Source organism: Gordonibacter sp. RACS_AR68, assembly GCF_030418485.1.
Classification (GTDB): Bacteria; Actinomycetota; Coriobacteriia; order Coriobacteriales; family Eggerthellaceae; genus Gordonibacter; species Gordonibacter urolithinfaciens.
In genome coordinates, this window is the sequence record NZ_JAIPUP010000001.1 from 226,865 (window position 1) to 246,142 (window position 19,278).

Below are 19,278 nucleotides of genomic sequence, written 5' to 3' on the forward strand. Positions count from 1 at the left end.
AGCGAAATCATCCTTGAAACCGGAAAAGTGCCACCACGCGATAAACAGCACGAGAGAGGAGAGGTTATGTCAGAGCGGATAATCGAATGCGGTGACGGCGTGGTCAAGTGCCGCACCTGCGCCTGGTCGCCGCCGGGCGACCACCCGGTGGGGTGCGGCATGTACCTGACCGTTAAAGACGGCAAGGTGGTGGACGTAGAGGGAGATCCGGACCACCCCATCACCCAAGGGCGCCTGTGCGTGCGCTGCCTCACGCTTCCCGAGTATATGTACAGCGAGAAGCGCGTCCTGAGCCCTTTGAAGCGCGCACGCGAAGATCGCGGGAAGGACGCCTGGGAGCCCATTACCTGGGACGAGGCGCTCGACATCATCGAAGAGCGGGTGAGCTACGTCAAGGAGAATTGGGGCGCCGAGTCCATTGTGGCCTTCCAGGGCACGGGCCGCGAGGCCACGCTCTACAAAACACCGCTCGCCTATGCCGCCCTCGGCACACCGAACTCGTGCTTCCCCATGAGCGGCGACTCGTGCTATGGGCCACGCTGCTCGGTGGCCGACTTCATACTCGGGGCGGGCTATCCCGAGCTCGACTACGCAGCCTTCTTCCCCGACCGCTACGACGACCCGCGCTACGAGGTGCCGAAGTACATCGTGTTATGGGGAAAGGATCCCCTGTTCTCGAACCCCGACGGGTTCTTCGGCCATACGCTCATCGACCTCATGAAGCGCGGATCGCGCTACGTGGTGGTAGACCCGCGTGTCACATGGATGGCTGCTCATGCCGATTTCCACCTGCAGCTCCGTCCCGGCACCGATGCCGCACTCGGCTTGGGTATGATCAACTATCTGATACAGGAAGATCTCTACGACCACGACTTCGTTGAGAACTGGTGCTACGGCTTCGATGAGCTCAAGGAGCGTGCTGCCGAGTACCCGCTGGATAAGGTGGAGGAGATCACCTGGGTTCCGGCCGCCACCATCGCCGCTGCCTCACGCGCCATCGCAGAGAACCATCCTTCATCGTTCATGTGGGGGCTCGCCATAGACACGAACGCAAATGGGGTGCAGGCCGGCCACACCGTGCTCATCCTCGCGGCCATCCTCGGCGATCTGGACGTGCCAGGAGGGGTGACACTGGCCGTGCCAGCGAGCTTCATGGGGAAGTGGCGATACGAATGCGCCCAGCAGCTCCCGCCGGGCATGCTCGAAAAGCAGATTACCGACCCCCGTTACCAGGGATTTCGCGCCGCACACCTCATAGCGCATCCCGACTGCATCCTCGACACACTGGAAACCGACGAGCCCTATCCGCTCAAGATGGCGTGGTTCTACGCCACCAACGGCATAGCGAACACCACCAACGCGCAAGGCAAACGCTGGTTCAAGGCGCTCGAGAAGATGGAGTTCAACGTCTGCCAAGACGTCTTCATGACCCCTACGGCCATGGGCCTGTGCGACCTGTTCCTGCCAGTGACCACGTTCGCCGAGCACGACGGCGTGGTGCTTCCCCACTTCGGGCGCAACACTCACATGGTCATGGCCATGAACAAGTGCGTCGAGGTGGGAGATTGCCGCTCCGACCTCGAAATAGATTTCATGGTGGGCAAGCGGCTCAATCCGAAGGCATGGCCATGGGACAACGTGGCCGATTTCTTCACCGAGCAGATCAAGCCCCAGCTCGGTATCACGTTCGAGGAGCTGCAGGAGCTGGGCTGGGTGCAACAGGAGTTCGAGTACCGCAAGTACGAGAAGGGCCTGCTGCGACCAGATGGCGAACCGGGCTTCAACACCCCCACAGGCTTGGTCGAACTATGCTCGAGCCTTTATGAGGATTGGGGTGAGGATCCCCTTCCCTACTTCGAAGAGAATGCACTCACGCCGTTCAGCCGTCCCGAACTTGCCAACGAATACCCGCTCATTATGACCACGGGTGGACGCGAAACCACTTCCTTCCACTCCGAGCACCGACAAGTGCCGTCCTTGCGCGCCCTCATGCCGAACCCTCTTGTGCAGATCAACCCCGAAACGGCAGCACTATACGGCATCGAGGAGGGCGATTGGGTGTGCATCGAGAACCCGCTCGGCAAAGCTATCGAGAAAGCGCACGTCACCCCTATTATCGATCCGCGAGTCATACACGCCCAGCACGGATGGTGGTTCCCCGAACAGGATCCAGAAGCACCCAATCTAAGCGGTGTGTGGAAGTCCAACATCAACAGTCTCGTGCCACATCGTGCTATAGGCCGCATTGGCTTCGGTGCTCCATTCAAAAACGTCCTATGCAAGATATACAAGGTGGACGGGCTCGACGCACTCGGCTCCTTGAGCCCCGACACCGAGCAGGGCGCGATCGGCATTGATCCAGCAAGCCCCGTCGCCACGAGGAAGGAGGCCTAACATGAGCGAATATGCACTGCTGATAGATTATAAATATTGCACAGGCTGTCATGTGTGCGAGGTCTCATGCCGAAAAGAGCATGATCTCCCGCTTGACGAGTGGGGCATCAAGGTCAACGAACTGGGTCCTGCGAAGATGAAAGGCTCTTGGCTCTGGGATTACGTGCCTGTTCCCTCAGATCTTTGCGATCTGTGCGAAGACCGTGTGAAAGCCGGGAAAAAGCCTGCCTGTATTCATCATTGTCTGGCCCAATGCATAGAGCTCGTCGCGCTCGATGATCTGTCCACGGCCATGGCCGATCACGGTAGGAAAGTAACGTGCTTCATCCCCTAGGCAGAAGCAAGCCAGCACTAAACTGTTATGTTCCGGGGCCCTTTTCAAAGGGCCCTTTTGTCGGCAAAAGATTCTTTATCGTTGATCGATCTACTTTGATTACACTATGGATATAATACCCAATAGTATTACTATCAAGGGAAGTGCGGTGTTATGGACGAAAACGAAACGAAGGTGCTCGAAGCGGCAGCCCTGCTTTATAATGCCATTCCCGGCTATCTCGCCGAAACGCAAAGCAAGCAGCAGCTTGGACACCTTCTTGTAGATCTGATCGACGCATTAGATACCATAGAGTTCACCCGGTCGGGAACGCCTTTGTTCGATATTATCGGCGGGAACATTCCCGGCAGGAGAAAGAAAGCCATTCTGGCACTTGAACGGGAATACGGGCTGACCGAACGCGAGGGACATATCCTCCGCTACCTAGCGAACGAGCGAAACCCCACGTATATCTCCAACGCGCTGGGTATTTCCCCGTCTACCGCCAAAGCACACAAGTACTCGATTTACAGGAAGCTGGGCATACATAGCTCATCGGAGCTGAAGAAGCTGCTTGAGCAGAACCAGCAGTGACGTAGCCGCCCTTCATCTTTCTTTCGCGATTTCACCGTCATCGGCAGCCCCTTCTTCCTCTTCCTCGTCGGTCACGCGGCGCAGCACGAGGAAGCCGGCGACGCCGGCCACGAGCGAAGCAGCCAGAATAGCCGCCTTCGCCATGGCGATGGTGCTCGCATCGACGAATGCCAGGTTCGTCACGAAGATGGCCATGGTGAAGCCCACGCCGCCCAGCACGGACACGCCTGCGATATGGCCCCAGCTCACGCCAGCGGGGAGATCGCTTAAGCGCAGCTTCACCGTGAGCCAGGTGGCCAGGAAGATGCCGAGCGGCTTGCCGAACAAGAGGCCGCAGAACACGCCGATGGTCACGGGGTTCGCAATGACGGCGAGAGGGTCCATACCCGTCAGCACCACGCTGGCGTTCGAGAACGCGAACAGCGGCAGGATGAAAAAGTACACAGGGATGTGCAGACGGTAGTCCAACCGCGTGATGGGCGGAATGGCCATGCGCGACACGCGGCCGATCTCGTCGAGTTCGCCCAGGTACTCCTTCTGCACGATGTCGGGCTCGCCGGGGTCGTAGCGCTCGTCGGCCTTGCGCGCCCTCGCCTCGAACCAGCCCGGCGCCCGATCCAGCTTTACCTGCGACTTCGCCGGAATGGCCAGCGCCAGCAGCACGCCCGCAATGGTGGCGTGCACGCCCGAGAGCAGGAAGCACACCCACATGGCCAACCCGATGAGCAGGTACGGCCACAGGTCGTACACATGCAGCCGGTTGATGACGAGCGCACCGGCGAACAACGCCAGGCCGCCTGCCAGCCAGGCGATATCGAGGTCGGCCGTGTAGAACACCGCGATCACCAGAATGGCGATCATGTCGTCGGCTATGGTGAGCGTGGACAAGAACGAGCGCAGCCCCGCCGGTATGCGGCTGCCCAGCAGCGCCAAGATACCCAGGCAGAACGCGATGTCGTTCGCCATGGGAACGCCCCAGCCCTGCTCGAAGCCGCTGCCCATGTTCACCACCGTGTACACGACGGCCGGCACCACGGCACCGCCGGCCGCGCCCAAGATGGGCAGCAGGGCCTTGCGCGGGTTGCGCAGCTCGCCCGCCGTGAGCTCGAACTTTATCTCCAACCCCACCAGCAGGAAGAATATGGCCATGAGGAAGTCGTTGATGAAATGCTCGAGCGACAGGTGCGGCGCGAAGCTGCCCAGCGAGAAGCCCAGGTCGAAATCGTGCCAGAATGCGGCGAAGTACGGGAGCACCGGCGTGTTCTCGATGACAAGAGCCGCCACGGCCGCCGCGAGCATGAGCATGGTCGCCCGGGTGGACGAGTGCGTGAACTCCAGGAGCTTGCGCCTGCGCCGATGATGGTGCCGCACCTCCGGCTCCAAGATGCGCTCCGTAGGCGAGCAAGCCGGATCGCCACTCAAGCAAGCCGGCCCCAGCTCGTCGCGCCCCACCTTGTCGTTCCCTGATGTCATAGGTTCCAGTATACGGAAGACCGCCGAAAGCATCGGCTACGGAAAAGCAACGAACAGAATCTGCCCAACAAGACATGCGCCTTGAACACTTGGATGTGTTTCGTCGGGAAACCATGTGTCCGAAAGGCATGCTTGGCCATGCAGAGATGCCCACGAGGAGCGTATTCCTAAATGCCTTTGAATAACTGCTCCACGGAAATGCCGAATCCGGCAGCAATGCGCTCGACAGTCTTGATCCCCACGTTTATCTGGCCGTTCTCGATAGCGGCCAGATAACTGCGATCCAAACCGGAAGCCTCGGCAAAGGCACGTTGAGGTAGGTCGCGCTCTTCGCGCAACTCCTTGATTCTCAAACCGAGCGCCTTTCTAATGTCCATGTTAAGAACGGTACGAAAAGCTGCTGAACTGGAGTGTAGCAAATCACCAACGAATTGCCGCTAGAGTCCCTCCATCTCATGCAAAAGTACGTTTCCCCTAGATCTTGTACATGTACTGGAAAACGTCCTCGCGCTGGATGATGATCTGCATGCCCAGGTCGTCGCTGATCTTGGCGAGGCGTTCCTGCACGGTGTTGAAGTCGGCCTTCTCCGTGTCGAGGGTGGTGAGCATCGTCATGGAGAAGATGTCGTCCAGGATGGTCTGGCTGATGTCGTCGATGTTCGCGCCGCAGTCGGCCAGCGCGGTGGCAATGGCGGCCACGATGCCGCTGCGATCCTTGCCCAGAACGGAGATGACGCATTTCATAGGTTGGTTCCTTTCCTCGTGGCGCGAATCGGCCTCGCACCTCGTAACGAACGTATGTTTCACGTGAAACATTTCGGCGGTTCGGCTGCCTTGCCGCTCGGCCACGCCGCCAAGTGCGGTGGAGCCCCTAGTCCCGTCGCGCGAAGATGAGCGACAGGGCCTCCGCACGGGTGGCCTGGCTGCGCTCGAAAGCACCGCGGACGGCACTTGTGGTGGTCTTCGCGCCGGCCTTCTTCACGCCGCGCATGCTCATACACAGATGCTCGGCCTCCAACACCACGATGACGCCCTGGGGGTGCAGCTGCTCGATGAGCGTGTCGGCGATCTGCGAGGTCAGGCGTTCCTGCACCTGCGGGCGCTTCGCGAACACGTCCACGAGGCGCGCGAGCTTCGACAACCCGCAGATGCGCCCGTCGGCCGCCGGGATGTAGGCCACGTGCGCCTTGCCGAAAAACGGCACCAGATGGTGCTCGCACATAGAGTAGAACGGGATGTCGCGCACCAGCACCATTTCCTCGTGGTGCTCGTCGAACGTGGTGGCGAAGTGCTCCGCCGGGTCCTGCTCCAGGCCCGCGAACACCTCCTCGTACATACGTGCCACGCGTGCCGGCGTCTCGCGCAAGCCCTCGCGCTCGGGATCCTCCCCCACCCCTTCCAAGATGAGCCGCACCCCTGCTTCGATTTTCGCAGCGTCCATAACCGTCTTTCCTCGTCGTTGGTCGAATGCATGATAGCACGGATGCGCGCCGGCGCCCGCCCGGGCGCCGCGGGGGCCACGGAAAAGGAAGAAGACCCGGCGGGGAGGGAGGGTTGCCGGGTCTTCTAAGGAGGCTCGCCGCCGCAAGGCAGCCAGCCGGAGGCGTCCGCAGGGTCGCAACCGCCTCGAGGCCGCCGAGGGCGCGGCCGCTTCGCCGGAGCCGCAGGATAGCGCGGCCCGGGGGAAGGCGAGGTTCAAGCGCTAGGCCACTTCGCGTTCGCGCAGCTCATGGCAGGTCCCGCATTGGAACACGCCCTTGTGATGGCACTGGGCGCACCACATCATGGCATCCTTCTGCAGGTTCTTGCTATGGATCTTATGGCAGTCGGTGCAGGTGGGCGGGTTCGCGTCGTGCTGCTCGTTGCTCACGTACTCGTGCGGGTTCTGGACCTTGCCCTTCTCGTCCTTGAACTCCGTGTTGTCGGCAGTCTTCACCGCCATGTCGGCCATCGTGCCGTGGCATGCCGGATCTTGGCAGGTGGCCGCATCCACCGTGACCACCGTGGCCTTAGAGGCGGGCTTGTCGGCATAGGTCACACCCTCGTGCGCCTCCTTGAGGGGCGCTTCCAGGGTATGGCATTGGTTGCAGGCCAGGTCGCCATGCTCGGACGCCTGCGGACACTGCGCGTCGGCCAAGGTCTCCGTCTCGGTCGTATGGCAGGTCTTGCAATCGATATCCATGGTCCAGTCTACCTGCTGGGTGGCCATGGGATCTTCCTTCGGAGCCTTAGCGGGGCCTTCGCCCTCACCCGCCTGCTTAGGCGCGCAGCCCACGGCCGTGCCCAGCGCCACGGACAAGGCCACCACGGCCACGGCAACGGCCAGGGCCATGAGGCCCTTGCGGGCGGTATTCGTCGTTTCGTTCGTCATAGCCAGCTTTCCTATCATGGTTGCGGCCCGGCCGGCCGCAAACGGCCGACCGGGCCCGGTCGCAAGTGCGCTCGCGCGCCGCAGGGAGGGAGGGCGCGGCGCGCGGCGTCGTCAGGTTGCGGGACTACTTCTTGTCCCAAGGCTCCAAACCGGCACAGTGACGGCCGGCGATGCGGCCCCACACCATGTTCTCGGAGTTGTTGCCGCCGGTAATGCCGTAGCTGTGGGCCTGGAAGTTGCCGAAGCTGCCCGCGGCGTACAGGCGCGGAATCACGTTGCCGGCCGGGTCGAGCACCTCGGCGTCCACGTTCTTCTTCGGGCCGCCCAGCGTAGAGCAGGACCCGGGGTAGATGGAGATGGCGTAGTACGGGCCGCTCTCGGAGAGCTTGTTCTCCTCGGCCGTGAGCTCGCGGTCGAAGCGCGCGTCCTTGCCGGCGTCGCAGAAGGCCTGGTACTCGGCGAACGTCTCCTTGAGCGTGTCGATGTCCATCCAGTGGTCGAAGTCCTTGATCTTCTGGCCCAGCTCCTCGAGCGTATCGCCCTTGAGCACCCAGCCGCGCTCGATCTCGACCTGGTTGTCATCGGACCAGCCGTCCCACGCGCGGATCTCGTCGGGCAGGTCGGTGGTGTAGTTGCCGCACTCGAACCAGCCGCCCTGCTGCGTGCCCATGGGGCCGCCGTCGATGCCCTTCTGGTCGAAGATCTGCCACGACGGGATGCGGTCGTAGTCGTCGATCTTGTCGCTGAACGACATGAGGGTGTGCCAGCCGTTGTGCGCCGTGCCGCCCGTCTTGGCCTCGTTCTGGTACCGCTTGCCCAGACGGTTCACCGTGAAGAACGCGTCGGACTGCGGGCTGGCGAAGATGGCGAAGTCGTAGTCGGGATCGCGCGTCCACATGGCCGTGGTGGAGATGACCATGTTCATGTGCCAGAGCTTGGCGCCCACTTCCTCCACCATGCGGATGCCGTCGCCGGTGTTGTACTGCCAGCCCTCGAACTTGAAAGGATAGATGCTCAGGTAGGTGTTCTTGAGCTCCTCGTTGAACTCGAAGCCGCCCGTGCACAGCACGACGCCCTTGCGGGCCTTGATGGTCTTCTCGGTGCCGTCCTCGAGGAAGCGCACGCCCACGATCTCCTTGGTGTCGGGATTCTGGACGAGGTGCTCCTCGGTGCACTTGAACCTGATCTCGATGGGCAGGCCCAGCTCGGCGCGCTTGGCCTCCAGCTCATGGAACGTGGTCATGCCGAAGCCCTCGACGTTGGACACGCCGATGCAGCCCGCGTACTTTCCATCGTCCAGGAACCAGTACTCGGGGATGGTGCCGGCGAGCGCCTTCTCGGCCACCTCGTAGGTCATGCCGTACTTGTCGGCGTAGTCGGTGTGCTTCGTAGCCTCGCCGATGTAGGCGTCGATCATGTCCTCTTCGATAAGGCCGTGGCCGAACGCCACGCAGTAGTCGCGGAACAGCTTCTCGTCCTTGATGACCGTCCATTCGCCGTTGTTGATACGGCTGTTGCCGCCACCCTCGACCGGCGCCTTCTCCAGGATGACGACCTCGGAGCCGCCCTCGTCGGCCGCGACGAGCGACGACCACATGCCCGCTCCGCCGTAGCCCACCACGACGACGTCCGTCTCGTAGTCCCACGACTTCGGCATCCAGTCGCCCGAGGCGGCCGATCCGCCCGACGAGCAGCCCGCGAGCGCGGCGGAGCCGGCCACGGCGGCACCGGCAACAGCGGCACCCTTCAGGAAGTTGCGACGTGAAATCTCGCTCATGGTTCCTCCTTGCGAACCGGACGGGCTCCTGTGATCGACGCTCCCCGCATCGACCGTCCCCCTCCTCGGTGACGGCCCGTCCGTCAACAGGCGCATTCTAGGCGCGTTTTCCCGCGAGCACACCAGATGATCGGTGTGATTGTCATGTTTAACCAATTATCAACTTTTGATCAGGCGTGATGTGCCCCTCTCACATTATCGATCCGATTGATGCCGAAGGGCTTCGCCCGTATGATGGAAAGCGGTTCCCGTATCCCACAGACGCGCCGCTCGTTCGATGCGTGCTCGGCGGTGGGATTTTGCGAGAGCGGCATGGGGCCAGGGGTAAGGGGAGGCGCGCGGCACGACGGCCCTGTCGTGCGCGGCATGGCGAGGGGAAGCCCATGAAAAGCAAGACGTCCGCAGCCGATGCGACGCCGGACGGGCAGCGCGCTCCAAGCGCGTCGTCCGTCCGGTTCTCGCTCGACTACCTTATTGTCATCGCGGGGTTCGGCTTGTGCCGGGCCTGGATCGTGTTCAGTCTCTCGGCGTCGGTCTCGAGCTTCGAGGCGCGCGCCGATTGGGTGTTCCTCGTGGCCGGCGCCGTGGCCGCGGCGCTCGCAGCCTTGGTCATGACGCGCTTCGTGGGCAGCTTGCCGCGCATGCACGAGCGGCTCACCGACATCATGCTGGGCCTTGCGGCGTCGTCGGCACTGTGCATCCCCGCGGCAACCTGCCTTGACTCGGCGTCGCTGCTCATGCTCGGACTCATAACGGGAGGTGCGGCGGCAGGCCTTCTGCAGGTCATGTGGGGAGAGCGCTTCGCCGCGCAGGACCTGTACTTCTCGCTCGCCTGCGCCCCGGCAGCCGCTGTGGTCACGGGTCTCGTGCTGGCCATGTCCTCCGACGGAAATCTCATCGCCTTCATCGCGTTGCCTGCCGCGTCGATCGTCCTGTTGGCTTTGGAATGCCGCCGTTGCGGCATCGTATGGAAGACGGGGCTGCCAGAAGGCCAGATGGAGGACGATCCGGAAGAAAGCGAAGCCGCCACCGAGCGAGAAGGCGGAGGAGCCTCCTTCTCGCGAGCCCGCGCATCGCACGGATACCTTCGCCTCGACGCGCCCTCAACGAAGCTCATGGTTTCCATCATGGTGTTCTCGTTCCTCGTCCGCATGCTGGACGCCTTCCCCATCGCCGGCGACGACCCCTTCGACCTGTTGGGAGGGATCGGATCGTTCAGCCTCGTTGTAGTGGGAGCCGTGTTCCTCGTGCTGGTGTTCTTCATCAAGGACCGCATGAACATCTCGCTCGTCTACCGCCTGTCGCTACCGGTGATGATAGGAGGGCTGATAGCACTCGCCCTCGTGTTCGGCGAGCGCGCCCCGCTGGCCGTGCTGCTCATCGCCACGGGCTACGAGCTTTTCGATATCCTGGCCTGGGTGTTGTTCGGCGAGATCGCGCGGCGCATGGGCCCGGGCGCCGCGCCGTACGTGTTCGGCGTAGGCGTGGCCTACATGTTCCTGGGGATGGCTGCGGGATACGTGGCGAGCGCCGTGATGATCCCCCTGGTGCACGAGGGCGTGCTGCAGCTGAGCGCCGTTGCGCTGGTTGCCGTGCTTTGCCTGGTGATCATCGCGTTCCTCGTGCTGCCCGAAAGCGTGGTATCCTCGATCCCCCTCATCAAGGGTGCCGGTCGCCGCGCAGAGAAGCCGGCCGACGAGCAGGAGGAGCGTCCCGACCCACAGCTCACGCTGGAGCAGAAATGCGCAGGTGTGGCCGAGGCGTGCGGTCTGACGCCGCGCGAGCGCGAAGTGCTGCAGTTCCTGGCCCGGGGTCGCACGCTGTCCATCGTGGCGCGCGACCTGCACATCGCGAAGAACACCGCGCGCACCCACATAGAGAAGATCTACCAGAAAACCGACATCCACAAGCAGCAGGACCTCATCGATTTCGTGGAAAGCTGGGAGGAAAACTGACGCGTCCCCGATGTGTGCGAGCCGCTCTACCGCTCGCACACATCGGGGACGCGACGTATGCGCGTGCCCGGGCGCCTGGGCTACACCACGGCCTTGCGCTCCAGCAGGTGCGCGAGCGCCTGCATGGCCTGGTAGGCAGGGTTCGGCACCTCCTGCGGACCATCCTCGCCGTCGACGACGATGGTTTCAGGCAGGTCCTCGTCGCTCGGAAGAGGGGCGGCACCCTCCACGCGCACACTCTCGATGTCGTCCCCGATGCGCAGGCGGTGCATCACGTCGAGACCTTCCTCCACCTGACCGAACACAGTGAAGCGGTCGTCGTATTCCGGATGGTCCGCCAGCGAGAAGAAGAACTGGGAGCTGCCGGTGTTCGCATCCTTCTTGTGCGCGAGCGACAGCGACCCCTCCACGTGGCGGTTGCGCTGGTTCGCCTCCCACTCGTCGGCAATGACGTAACCGGCGTCGCCGATGCCCGGGTGCACGCCGCGCAGCTGCTCGCGCACGGCCATGCGCACCTGCTGCGGACGAAGCGGGCGCGTGACGGGGCAGCCGCCCACCACCACGTCGCCTTCCACACGACCGTGGAAGTTCTGATGGTCGTAGAAGCCCTTCTGCGCCAGCTCCACGAAGTTGCCCACCGTGACGGGGGCGTCCTTCCCGAACAGCCGCGCGCGTATCGTTCCCTTGCTTGTCTCGAACACGGCCACCTCGTTGCCGGTCGGCACGTAGCGCGGCGTGTACAGCGGCTTGACGATCATTCCCATGGCCCTCCCCTTTCCCTCCGTTCTCACGTTCGGGGCAACTCTACTCCCCGCGCGCCGCTGCGGCATCGGATGGAGAATCGTATTTTGCCTTCAGCCCCGATCGTCGTCGGATCGCCTGATCGCAAAGCCTTCGGCTCTGGCACCTCAATCAAGCAGCCAGCTCCAAGCCGGCACAACGTGGATGGTTCCCACCGCGGTCTCTATCGTCTCGGTTTCGTTCAATGTGATGATCTACGACTCGTTCACATCGTACAACGGCATGGCGGCCTCCAGGGCGCGCACTTCGCGACGGCGCGTTCTCGCATCCGCCAAGCTGCACGACACCAGCACGAGCTGCCACGCCTCTTGCAGCAGCGCATCGCCGACGACGAAATCAACCTCGTGCCTGGACGAGCCCTTCTCGAACGACAAGCGGGCGATGCCCCCCGCCGAACCGGGTTCGTCTGGCGTCGAAGCTTGTTGAACACCGCCGTTTCAAGCTTTTACCCTTCGTCGCGCGTCGGGGAGGGCGAGAACGCCGAGAACATGGCCGGATCAACCGCGTACACTTTCGCGCTCGAACGCGCGTTTTCGGAAACCGCCCTCGAGAACTCTTTTACGGCAAGATTGTTGTCGGATCGTCAATCTGTCGGAGGAAGCGAGTTCTGCTTACAGCTCCAACTCCAAACCAACGGGGCAGTGGTCGCTACCGTAGACTTCGTCGTAGATGCAGGCGCTCGCCACCTTCGGGGCCAGCGATTCGCTGACCAGGAAGTAGTCGATGCGCCATCCGGCGTTGTTCTGCCGCGCCTTGAAGCGGTAGCTCCACCACGAGTACGCGCCCGTCACGTCGGGGTGCAGGCGGCGGAAGGTGTCAGCGAAACCGGCTTCCAGCAGGTCGGTGAACTTGCCGCGCTCCTCGTCGGAGAAGCCGGCTTTACCGCGGTTCGGGCCGGGGTTCTTCAGGTCGATCTCCTGGTGAGCCACGTTGAAGTCGCCGCACATGACCACCGGCTTCGGCGAGGTCGTCTCGCCCGGCTCGGTGCGCGGCAGCTCGCTGATGCACACGTGGCCCTCGCCAGGCGCCGGGCGCTGCACCGGCACGCCGGCGGGCAGCACGCCCTCCTCGAGCCCCTTGCAGAAGTCGCGGAACGCGTCGTCCCACTCCATGCGGTGCACGATGCGCGCGAGCTCGTTCTGGGCGTTCGGCGTGTACACGTCCACGAACCAGAACTGCGGGAACTCGAGCGCCACGATGCGCCCCTCGGCATCCAGGTAGTCGCTGCCCAGGCCGTGCAGCACCTGCAGCGGCTGCTCCTTGGTGAACACGGCAGTGCCGGAGTAGCCCTTCTTCTCGGCGTAGCTCCAATACTCACGGTACTGAGGAAGATCGAGCGTGGCCTGGCCCTCCTGCAGCTTCGTTTCCTGCAAGGCCACGATGTCGGCATCGAGCTCGCACACGATGTCCTCGAAACCCTTTTTCTGCACGGCGCGCAGGCCGTTCACGTTCCACGAGATGAAGCGCATGGTGGTGCCTTTCCTCGTTGGTCGACTTGGTCGTTCTGCGGTTACATTTCCCCGTTCCGCTGCTCCGGCATGTCGCCCCCGCCTACGATTTCTCGGTTTCGCTATTATAGCGCTCCCGACAGGGCAAGCTCCGCCCAATGCGAGCGCGCTGAAAGCAACCCCGCCTGTCCCTTACTTGTGGTACGGCTCGCCGCGCGAGATCTTCTGTGCGCGGTAGAGCTGTTCGAGCAGCACGACGCGCGCGAGGTTGTGCGGCAGCGTGACGGGCCCGAAGGACAGCGTCTCGTCCGCGCGGGCTCGCACAGCCTCGCTCACGCCGTCGGAACCGCCGATGACGAACGCGATGTCACTCGCGCCGTTCAGCTTGAGCGCGTCGATGCGCCGCGAGAAGCCCTCGCTCGAACGCTGTTTTCCGTCGATGGCCAACAGCACCACGTGCGACGACGGCGAAAGCGCCCCCACGATGGCCGCACCCTCGCGGTCGCGCGCCGCGTCCACGCCCCCGGCACGGCCGGGATCGACGTCGGCTATCTCGCGCACCTCGGTTTTCGCGTAAGGCTGCAGGCGCTTGAGGTACTCGGCGCACGCGTCCGTCCAGAACCGCTCCTTCAGCTTCCCCACCGCAACCACTGTGAACTTCATGCGCCTCGCCTCCCGAACGGCCCTTCCTTCAAGGAGAGATGATAGCGCACTTCCATGCCGAGCAACCGGCATGCTCAACTTGCTCCAGGGGAGTCCGCCCTGGCATGAAGGCGCCGGCAGTTACCCCAACCCCATCAAAAAGGCCGGGGCCTCGCAAGCGAAGCTCCCGGCCAAACGTTTACCGTGCTTGAAGGACCCGCCCAGCATGTCGGCTGCCTGCGCAAAGGGGGTCGGGGATTGGCCCCGGCGGCCGCAGAGACTAAGCGGGCAGCACGATACCGAAAAATTCCTCCAACAGCGCACGGTACTCATCCTCCGACGCGACCGTCCTCGTTTCCTTGCCCTCCGGAGTCACACGCACGAACTGGTCTTTCGTAATGGACACGTTCCCGTCTTCCGTGCGGCGGTTCACCATCCTCCATTGCGTGAACACGGAGTCGGGGTGCGTCGAGCAGTAATACGAGAGCGGTATGCAGTCGGTCAGCGCCGCCGGGGCGTCCAGTAGGGCGAACACCGGCGTAGGGGCCACGGTCTCGCCACGTTCTTGCGCAGCGGCGAGCTTTGCGGCGGTCCCGCAGTAGATGACATGCCACCAACCCCCATCGTGCAGCTCCACGCGGAATACCTGCCCGCGCGACTCGAGCTCCGCACCGTCGACCAAGGGAATGGCGCACGCCGGCGTCGGGCCGCCGTACCCCACCTCGGCGATATAGCGCCCATCGCCCAGCGTGACGATGATGCCGCGGTGCAGTATAGGGTAGACGTAACCGCGATCCTTCAGGCTGCGGCCAAGGCACGGCATGGTCTCGACGCCCGCGTCCTGCAGCAGCGCATCGAGCAGAGCGTTGAGCTCGAAGCAGTAGCCTCCGCGGTTGCCGACGATGATCTTCTCGAACAGGTCGGGGATGCCGAGCTTGATGGGACGGTGGAAATCGCACACGTCAAGGTTCTCGAAGGGAATGCGGCACTGGTGCGCGAAGATGATGCGATCCAGATCGTCCTTGGCAAGCGGTGCCTCGGGACGGGACAGGCCCAGCTTCTCCCAGTACCGATTCGCATCCGGAAGCTTCTCGTACAGTTCCTCGTACATGGCATTCACCCCTCAAGTAAGCGCCGCTCGGCCACCCGCGCCGCTGCGGCGGTCCCCTCATCGCGTGATGCTATTCTAAGGCAGGGGTGTTGGGAGACGCTTCCTTCCCCAGGGTCGAATGATCCCGGGGATTCGTCCCCGTAGGCTGATTTTGGGGTTTACCAGTCCGCGCCGAGCACCACGAGGAAGTCGCCGTCGAACACGTACTCGCCGGTGTTCTGCTGGGCCTTGCCCACACCGATGGCGTTGGCAATCTCGCGCGCCTCCGTGGCCTGGTCGCCGCGCTCGTAGATGACGATGGTCTGCGTGTAGTCGAAGCTGTCGGCGTTACCCGTCTCAACGGTGTAGCCACGGGCCTCCAGCTTCTCGGCGGCCTCGGCACCCGCGCCTGCAAGGCCGTTGCCGTTCTTCACTACCACGGTGCTGGACTTCTTGTCGTTCGAGGAGGGCGGCGCGCTCTTCTTCTCCTCGTTCGCCTCGCCGGAGCCGGTGGTGGCGAGCACGGTGCCGGACGTCTCGTCGACCTCGTCCTCCTCGGTGGGAGGCAGGCCCTGGTCGACGCGCGACATCATGGTCTTCCACGCCTTGGCATCAAGGTACTCGTACCAACCCCCGTTGATGTAGGCCGAGGTCGTGGGTTCCATGGCCGTGTAGATGTCCTTCTCGGGATCCAACCCGCGCATGCTCTGGGCAATGGACAGGATGTCGGTGATCTCGAGGTCGGTGGTCACGTACTGGGAAAGCGCTTGCACGGAGCCCACCATGGTGGCGGCATCGGATGTGAGGATCTTCTTCGCGATGGCCGACAGCACGAGGCGCTGGTTGGCCGCACGGTAGCGGTCGCCGTCGCCGAACTCGTCGTAGGCGTGCCGTGCACGGCACAGGATGAGCGCCTGGTCGCCGTTGAGCGTCTGCAGGCCCTCGTCCACATGGCCGCCGGCATCCTCGTCGTCGATGGTCATGGGCACGTCCACCTCCACGCCGCCGAGCGCATCCACGATGTCCTTGAAACCGTCGAAGTTGATCTCGGCATAGTGGGTGATGGGCACGCCTGCCAGCTTCGACACCGTCTCTACCGTGTACGATGCGCCGCCGATGGAGTGCGCCGCGTTGAGCTTCTGCTGTCCGTACTCGCCCATGTCCACGAGCGTGTCGCGGTGGAGCGACACGAGCGCCACCTTCTTGCCCTGCGGGTCGATGCGCGTGACCATCATGCTGTCCGAGCGGAACTGGTCGCCCGCGTACTCTGCGGACGCCTCGCGGTCGGATGATCCGTCCGTTCCCATGAGCAGCATGTAGAAGGGACCGCCCTCGTAGGGGTGGGCCGCCTCGGCGGCTGCGAGCGTGCGGGCCAGATCGTCGTCGATGCCCTGGTGAAGGTTGTTCGACACCGTCTGGTAGTAGGCGAACGCCGCGCCGGCCCCACCCAGGCACAGCACCAGCACCACGGCCACCGCGACGAGCGCGATGCGCTTGCGCTTGGCACGCTTGCGGCGCTGGGTGTACTCGGCTTGGGAAACGCGACGGGTGTAGGGATTGTCGTCGTCGCGCGTCGAGCGCGGGGAAGGGGTGCGCGAGGAATCAGAAGAGCGTCCGTACGCCGACGGATCGAACGAATCGCGGCGCGTATACGCACCGTCGCGGGAAGCCCTGTCAGAGCGACCGTCGAATCCCGTGGAGTTGGACGGTCGGCGAGCGGGGCGGCGCTGATTGCTTCTTCTGCTGCTCATGAGGAACTATTTTGACGGGCGAAGCGCACGAGGGCAAGGGCCGGCCAGCGTCTCTAGGAAAAAGCCATAGGGCTCGGCGGAAGGCACGGCACGGCGACGGGAGCAGAGGGCCGGAGCACGGTGCCGCCCTTCCCTAGCCCGCGTTCAGGCGGTTGCGCACGTACTCGTTCGCCGCGTTCTCCACGGCGTCGTCCAGCGGGGCGAGCTCCGGGACGGGCACGCCGGCCCGTCGTGCGCGGCGTTCGAGCGCGCGGGCGAGCAGGGCGTCGGCCACCTGGGGGTTCTTCGGCAGCAGCGGACCGTGCAGGTAGGTGCCCACCACGTTCTTGTAGCGCACGCCGTCGCGCTTGTCGCTGTCGTTGTTGCCGTGGCCCGTCGATGACGCCACGTCGCCGAAAGCCTCCACGCCGGCGCCGAGGCGCGTGCGGCCCGCGTGGTTCTCGTAACCCACCACAACCCGTTCGGCCAACGGCGAGCGCAGTGCGATGTTGCCGATGAGCCGGTTGCCCGAGCCGCCGGGTGCGCGCTCGGTGGTCATGTCCACCAACCCCAGGCCGCGCACCACTTCCTCGCCCAGCAGCCACTCGCGCCCGAGTATCTGGAAGCCGCCGCAGATGGCCAGCAGCACGCCGTCGTCCTCCACGTAGGCATGCAGGTCGTCGCGCATGCGCATGAGGTCCTCGGACGCCAGCCGCTGCTCGCGGTCCGGGCCGCCGCCCAGGAACACCAGATCGACGTCCGCCAGGTCCACGTGCTCGCCGTGGTTCACGCGGAGCACCTCCACGGGAATGCCGCGCTCGCGCGCCCGGCGCTCGAGCACCTTGACGTTCCCGCCGTCGCCGTAAAGGTTGAGCAGGTCGGGGAAGAGGTGCGCGATCATGAGCGGGGCGGGATCGGCGCCGGCGGTTGGGACGTTCTCGTTTCGCGCCGGGGAGGAAGGGCCAACCGGAGCGCGGTCGCCCTCCGTCGCCTGGCTGGCGAGGCGGATCGGGGCGGCGGCGCCATCCGTCGCCTGGGCGGCTCCCGACCCGGAAGGATCCCCGGGCGACTTAGGGGAGGAAGGAGCCCCTCCCGCAGCATCGGGCGCTTCGCCTGCGAGCCTTCCCAACTCTGCGTGCACGGGCGGGAGCGCGGTGTAGTTCGCTATCACGTAGGCGCGGGCGTCGGACGGCAGGGCGTCCATCTGAGCGAACATCGCCGACGCGTCGTCGACGAGCGCGGCATCAAGGCCGGCGTACTTCAGGCGCACCTGCACGTCGTTCTTGCGGATGCCGCCCGCGAACACGCGCAGGCCGGGCTGACCTGCCAGCTCCTCGAAGTCGATGTCCCACAGCCACGACACGTCGCGGCCGTCGCCCTCCTTGTCGTTCACGAAGAAGGCCACCGCCTTCGGCCCCTCGTCCTGCAGGATGATCTTGATGTTCTGGTTGAACCCGGTGGGGTTCTTCGCCAGGTTCAGCAGCGTGCGCCGCCCCGCCACCGAGAACTCCTGCAGGCGGCCGTTGCGCGGGTCGAACGCGTCGATGGCACGCTGCAGCGCCTCGGCCGGCACGCTCACGAGATCGGCTGCCGCCCAGGTGGCAAGCAGGTTGTATACCATGTACGCGCCGCTGAACGGTGCCTCGAGCGCGGCATCTCCCCGCGGCCCGTGCGCGGCAAACGACAGACCGTCGGCGCCCAAGCGCACGTCCCGGGCGGCACAGTCCAGCGCGGGGCGCGCGAACCCGCAGGTGGGACAGCGATAGGCCCCCAGCTGCCCATACTGGCGGTACGCGTATTCCAACATGGTGGAGCAGCGCTGGCACATCTGCGCGTCGGCCACCGTGTTCTGCGGCAGGTGCAGGTCCTCGTCAACGCCGAAGGCGACCGTGGGGTTGCCCACGCGCTCGGCGATGGCGGCGCACAGCGGGTCGTCGGCGTTGAACACGAGCGTGGACTTCGGCGACGCTGCGAGCGCGCCCGCGATGCTCTCCTGGATGCGGTCGATCTCGCCCACGCGATCCAGCTGGTCGCGGAACAGGTTCAGCAGCAGCACGTAGTCTGCCTGAAGGTGCGGCAGGATCTTCGCCAGCCACAGCTCGTCGCACTCGAACACGCCCCAGTCGGCCTCGCGGGCATGCAGCAGCGCCGTGGCCACGCCGGAGTCCAGGTTCGCGCCCGTGCGGTTGCACACCACGCGCTGACCGGCGGTTTCCAGCGCGTCGGCCAGGAGGTTCGTCACCGTGGTCTTGCCGTTCGTGCCCACCACGCACACTGAGCCCTTCTGCAGGCGCGGGGCGAGGTCGGCGATGACGCGCGGGTCGACGTAGAGGGCAACCTTTCCCGGGAAGTTTGCGGCGGGACGGTGGAACACGTGCTTCAAGCCCCACGTGGACACGGCGCTGACGGCGCGCGCGGCGGCGAACTGCAAGCCCATGGGCAATCCTTTCGGTTCGAGACGCGCCCCAGTATAACCCTTATCGCCGACGGGTCCGCAGGCACCGCGGCCTGCCGTCGTGTTCCCTCCATACAAATTTCAGTAGAAAGGCTTGCCGACCTTCCGCGGCAAAGGCTTGAACGTGCTATGGTGTTAAATTGGATCATACGGGCGGCTCGTCGGTGACGAACCGTGCTTTGCGCGCTCGCCGAGCGCATGTTTCGGGTAGAATGAAGCGGACGACGACAACGAC

General features: G+C 64.2%; 17 protein-coding genes. 4 read left to right on the forward strand and 13 right to left on the reverse strand.

All coding sequences use genetic code 11. From position 1 onward, the window contains the following. Positions 1-66: 66 nt before the first annotated feature. The 3 genes from K9U15_RS00930 to K9U15_RS00940 all read left to right on the forward strand — a co-directional run bounded on the left by K9U15_RS00930 (position 67) and on the right by K9U15_RS00940 (position 3,301). Positions 67-2,394 carry a molybdopterin-dependent oxidoreductase gene (locus tag K9U15_RS00930; protein WP_015540114.1) on the forward strand — a complete coding sequence of 776 codons (2,328 nt, stop codon included), beginning with the start codon at positions 67-69 and terminating at the stop codon, positions 2,392-2,394. 1 nt (position 2,395) lies between these two features. Then, a complete protein-coding gene (locus K9U15_RS00935; protein WP_041239615.1) occupies positions 2,396-2,728 on the forward strand; it encodes a hypothetical protein in 333 nt (110 codons plus the stop codon). Between the two features lie 153 nt (positions 2,729-2,881). Beyond that, entirely contained in the window at positions 2,882-3,301 is a 420-nt protein-coding gene (locus tag K9U15_RS00940) for a response regulator transcription factor (protein ID WP_015540115.1), read from the forward strand. A 12-nt stretch (positions 3,302-3,313) separates the two neighbouring features. On the opposite strand, the gene nhaA is transcribed toward K9U15_RS00940, so the two are convergent. The 6 genes from nhaA to K9U15_RS00970 all read right to left on the reverse strand — a co-directional run bounded on the left by nhaA (position 3,314) and on the right by K9U15_RS00970 (position 8,922). Beyond that, positions 3,314-4,684, reverse strand: coding sequence for a Na+/H+ antiporter NhaA (gene nhaA, locus K9U15_RS00945; protein WP_301155442.1), 1,371 nt, complete (start codon positions 4,682-4,684; stop codon positions 3,314-3,316). Between the two features lie 257 nt (positions 4,685-4,941). Continuing rightward, entirely contained in the window at positions 4,942-5,127 is a 186-nt protein-coding gene (locus K9U15_RS00950; protein ID WP_231847646.1) for a helix-turn-helix domain-containing protein, read from the reverse strand. A 121-nt stretch (positions 5,128-5,248) separates the two neighbouring features. Beyond that, complete coding sequence (locus tag K9U15_RS00955) at positions 5,249-5,518, reverse strand: ACT domain-containing protein (RefSeq protein ID WP_087192184.1); 270 nt, start codon at positions 5,516-5,518, stop codon at positions 5,249-5,251. A 127-nt stretch (positions 5,519-5,645) separates the two neighbouring features. Then, the gene (gene folE / locus K9U15_RS00960; protein ID WP_015540119.1) at positions 5,646-6,215 is read right to left on the reverse strand and encodes a GTP cyclohydrolase I FolE; all 570 of its coding nucleotides are present in this window, start codon (positions 6,213-6,215) and stop codon (positions 5,646-5,648) included. 261 nt (positions 6,216-6,476) lie between these two features. Further along, positions 6,477-7,145 (reverse strand): cytochrome c3 family protein, encoded by a 669-nt coding sequence (locus tag K9U15_RS00965; protein WP_241557616.1) that lies wholly within the window; start codon positions 7,143-7,145, stop codon positions 6,477-6,479. Positions 7,146-7,269: 124 nt separating this feature from the next. Further along, a complete protein-coding gene (locus K9U15_RS00970) occupies positions 7,270-8,922 on the reverse strand; it encodes an FAD-binding protein (RefSeq protein WP_301155443.1) in 1,653 nt (550 codons plus the stop codon). Positions 8,923-9,305: 383 nt separating this feature from the next. Between K9U15_RS00970 and K9U15_RS00975 the strand changes: the two genes are divergently transcribed. Further along, positions 9,306-10,877: a helix-turn-helix transcriptional regulator gene (locus K9U15_RS00975; protein WP_301155444.1), complete on the forward strand. Its 1,572-nt coding sequence runs from the start codon at positions 9,306-9,308 to the stop codon at positions 10,875-10,877. Positions 10,878-10,957: 80 nt separating this feature from the next. Here K9U15_RS00975 and K9U15_RS00980 read toward each other — a convergent pair whose 3' ends face one another. From K9U15_RS00980 to K9U15_RS01010, 7 genes are all read right to left on the reverse strand, one after another. Continuing rightward, complete coding sequence (locus tag K9U15_RS00980; RefSeq protein WP_096227585.1) at positions 10,958-11,641, reverse strand: peptidylprolyl isomerase; 684 nt, start codon at positions 11,639-11,641, stop codon at positions 10,958-10,960. Between the two features lie 231 nt (positions 11,642-11,872). After that, positions 11,873-12,052, reverse strand: coding sequence for a hypothetical protein (locus K9U15_RS00985; RefSeq protein ID WP_206613318.1), 180 nt, complete (start codon positions 12,050-12,052; stop codon positions 11,873-11,875). A 237-nt stretch (positions 12,053-12,289) separates the two neighbouring features. Next, positions 12,290-13,147, reverse strand: a complete 858-nt coding sequence (locus K9U15_RS00990) for an exodeoxyribonuclease III (RefSeq protein WP_301155445.1) — start codon at positions 13,145-13,147, stop codon at positions 12,290-12,292. A gap of 171 nt (positions 13,148-13,318) precedes the next feature. Continuing rightward, positions 13,319-13,789 (reverse strand): 23S rRNA (pseudouridine(1915)-N(3))-methyltransferase RlmH, encoded by a 471-nt coding sequence (gene rlmH, locus K9U15_RS00995; protein WP_096227582.1) that lies wholly within the window; start codon positions 13,787-13,789, stop codon positions 13,319-13,321. 259 nt (positions 13,790-14,048) lie between these two features. Continuing rightward, positions 14,049-14,879 carry an arylamine N-acetyltransferase gene (locus K9U15_RS01000; RefSeq protein WP_123673057.1) on the reverse strand — a complete coding sequence of 277 codons (831 nt, stop codon included), beginning with the start codon at positions 14,877-14,879 and terminating at the stop codon, positions 14,049-14,051. 158 nt (positions 14,880-15,037) lie between these two features. Then, positions 15,038-16,609, reverse strand: a complete 1,572-nt coding sequence (locus K9U15_RS01005; RefSeq protein WP_278807114.1) for an LCP family protein — start codon at positions 16,607-16,609, stop codon at positions 15,038-15,040. A 133-nt stretch (positions 16,610-16,742) separates the two neighbouring features. Beyond that, positions 16,743-19,025: a MurT ligase domain-containing protein gene (locus K9U15_RS01010; RefSeq protein WP_278807116.1), complete on the reverse strand. Its 2,283-nt coding sequence runs from the start codon at positions 19,023-19,025 to the stop codon at positions 16,743-16,745. Positions 19,026-19,278 lie beyond the last annotated feature (253 nt).

Bases quoted from the DNA above. Each gene is read 5' to 3' on its own strand.
- K9U15_RS00955 (WP_087192184.1), bottom strand. From the start codon at position 5,518: ATGAAATGCGTCATCTCCGTTCTGGGCAAGGATCGCAGCGGCATCGTG.
- K9U15_RS00975 (WP_301155444.1), top strand. From the start codon at position 9,306: ATGAAAAGCAAGACGTCCGCAGCCGATGCGACGCCGGACGGGCAGCGC.
- K9U15_RS00980 (WP_096227585.1), bottom strand. From the start codon at position 11,641: ATGGGAATGATCGTCAAGCCGCTGTACACGCCGCGCTACGTGCCGACC.
- K9U15_RS00990 (WP_301155445.1), bottom strand. From the start codon at position 13,147: ATGCGCTTCATCTCGTGGAACGTGAACGGCCTGCGCGCCGTGCAGAAA.
- K9U15_RS01010 (WP_278807116.1), bottom strand. From the start codon at position 19,025: ATGGGCTTGCAGTTCGCCGCCGCGCGCGCCGTCAGCGCCGTGTCCACG.
- K9U15_RS00970 (WP_301155443.1), bottom strand. From the start codon at position 8,922: ATGAGCGAGATTTCACGTCGCAACTTCCTGAAGGGTGCCGCTGTTGCC.
- K9U15_RS00935 (WP_041239615.1), top strand. From the start codon at position 2,396: ATGAGCGAATATGCACTGCTGATAGATTATAAATATTGCACAGGCTGT.
- K9U15_RS00930 (WP_015540114.1), top strand. From the start codon at position 67: ATGTCAGAGCGGATAATCGAATGCGGTGACGGCGTGGTCAAGTGCCGC.
- folE (WP_015540119.1), bottom strand. From the start codon at position 6,215: ATGGACGCTGCGAAAATCGAAGCAGGGGTGCGGCTCATCTTGGAAGGG.
- K9U15_RS01000 (WP_123673057.1), bottom strand. From the start codon at position 14,879: ATGTACGAGGAACTGTACGAGAAGCTTCCGGATGCGAATCGGTACTGG.
- K9U15_RS00965 (WP_241557616.1), bottom strand. From the start codon at position 7,145: ATGACGAACGAAACGACGAATACCGCCCGCAAGGGCCTCATGGCCCTG.
- K9U15_RS01005 (WP_278807114.1), bottom strand. From the start codon at position 16,609: ATGAGCAGCAGAAGAAGCAATCAGCGCCGCCCCGCTCGCCGACCGTCC.
- rlmH (WP_096227582.1), bottom strand. From the start codon at position 13,789: ATGAAGTTCACAGTGGTTGCGGTGGGGAAGCTGAAGGAGCGGTTCTGG.
- K9U15_RS00940 (WP_015540115.1), top strand. From the start codon at position 2,882: ATGGACGAAAACGAAACGAAGGTGCTCGAAGCGGCAGCCCTGCTTTAT.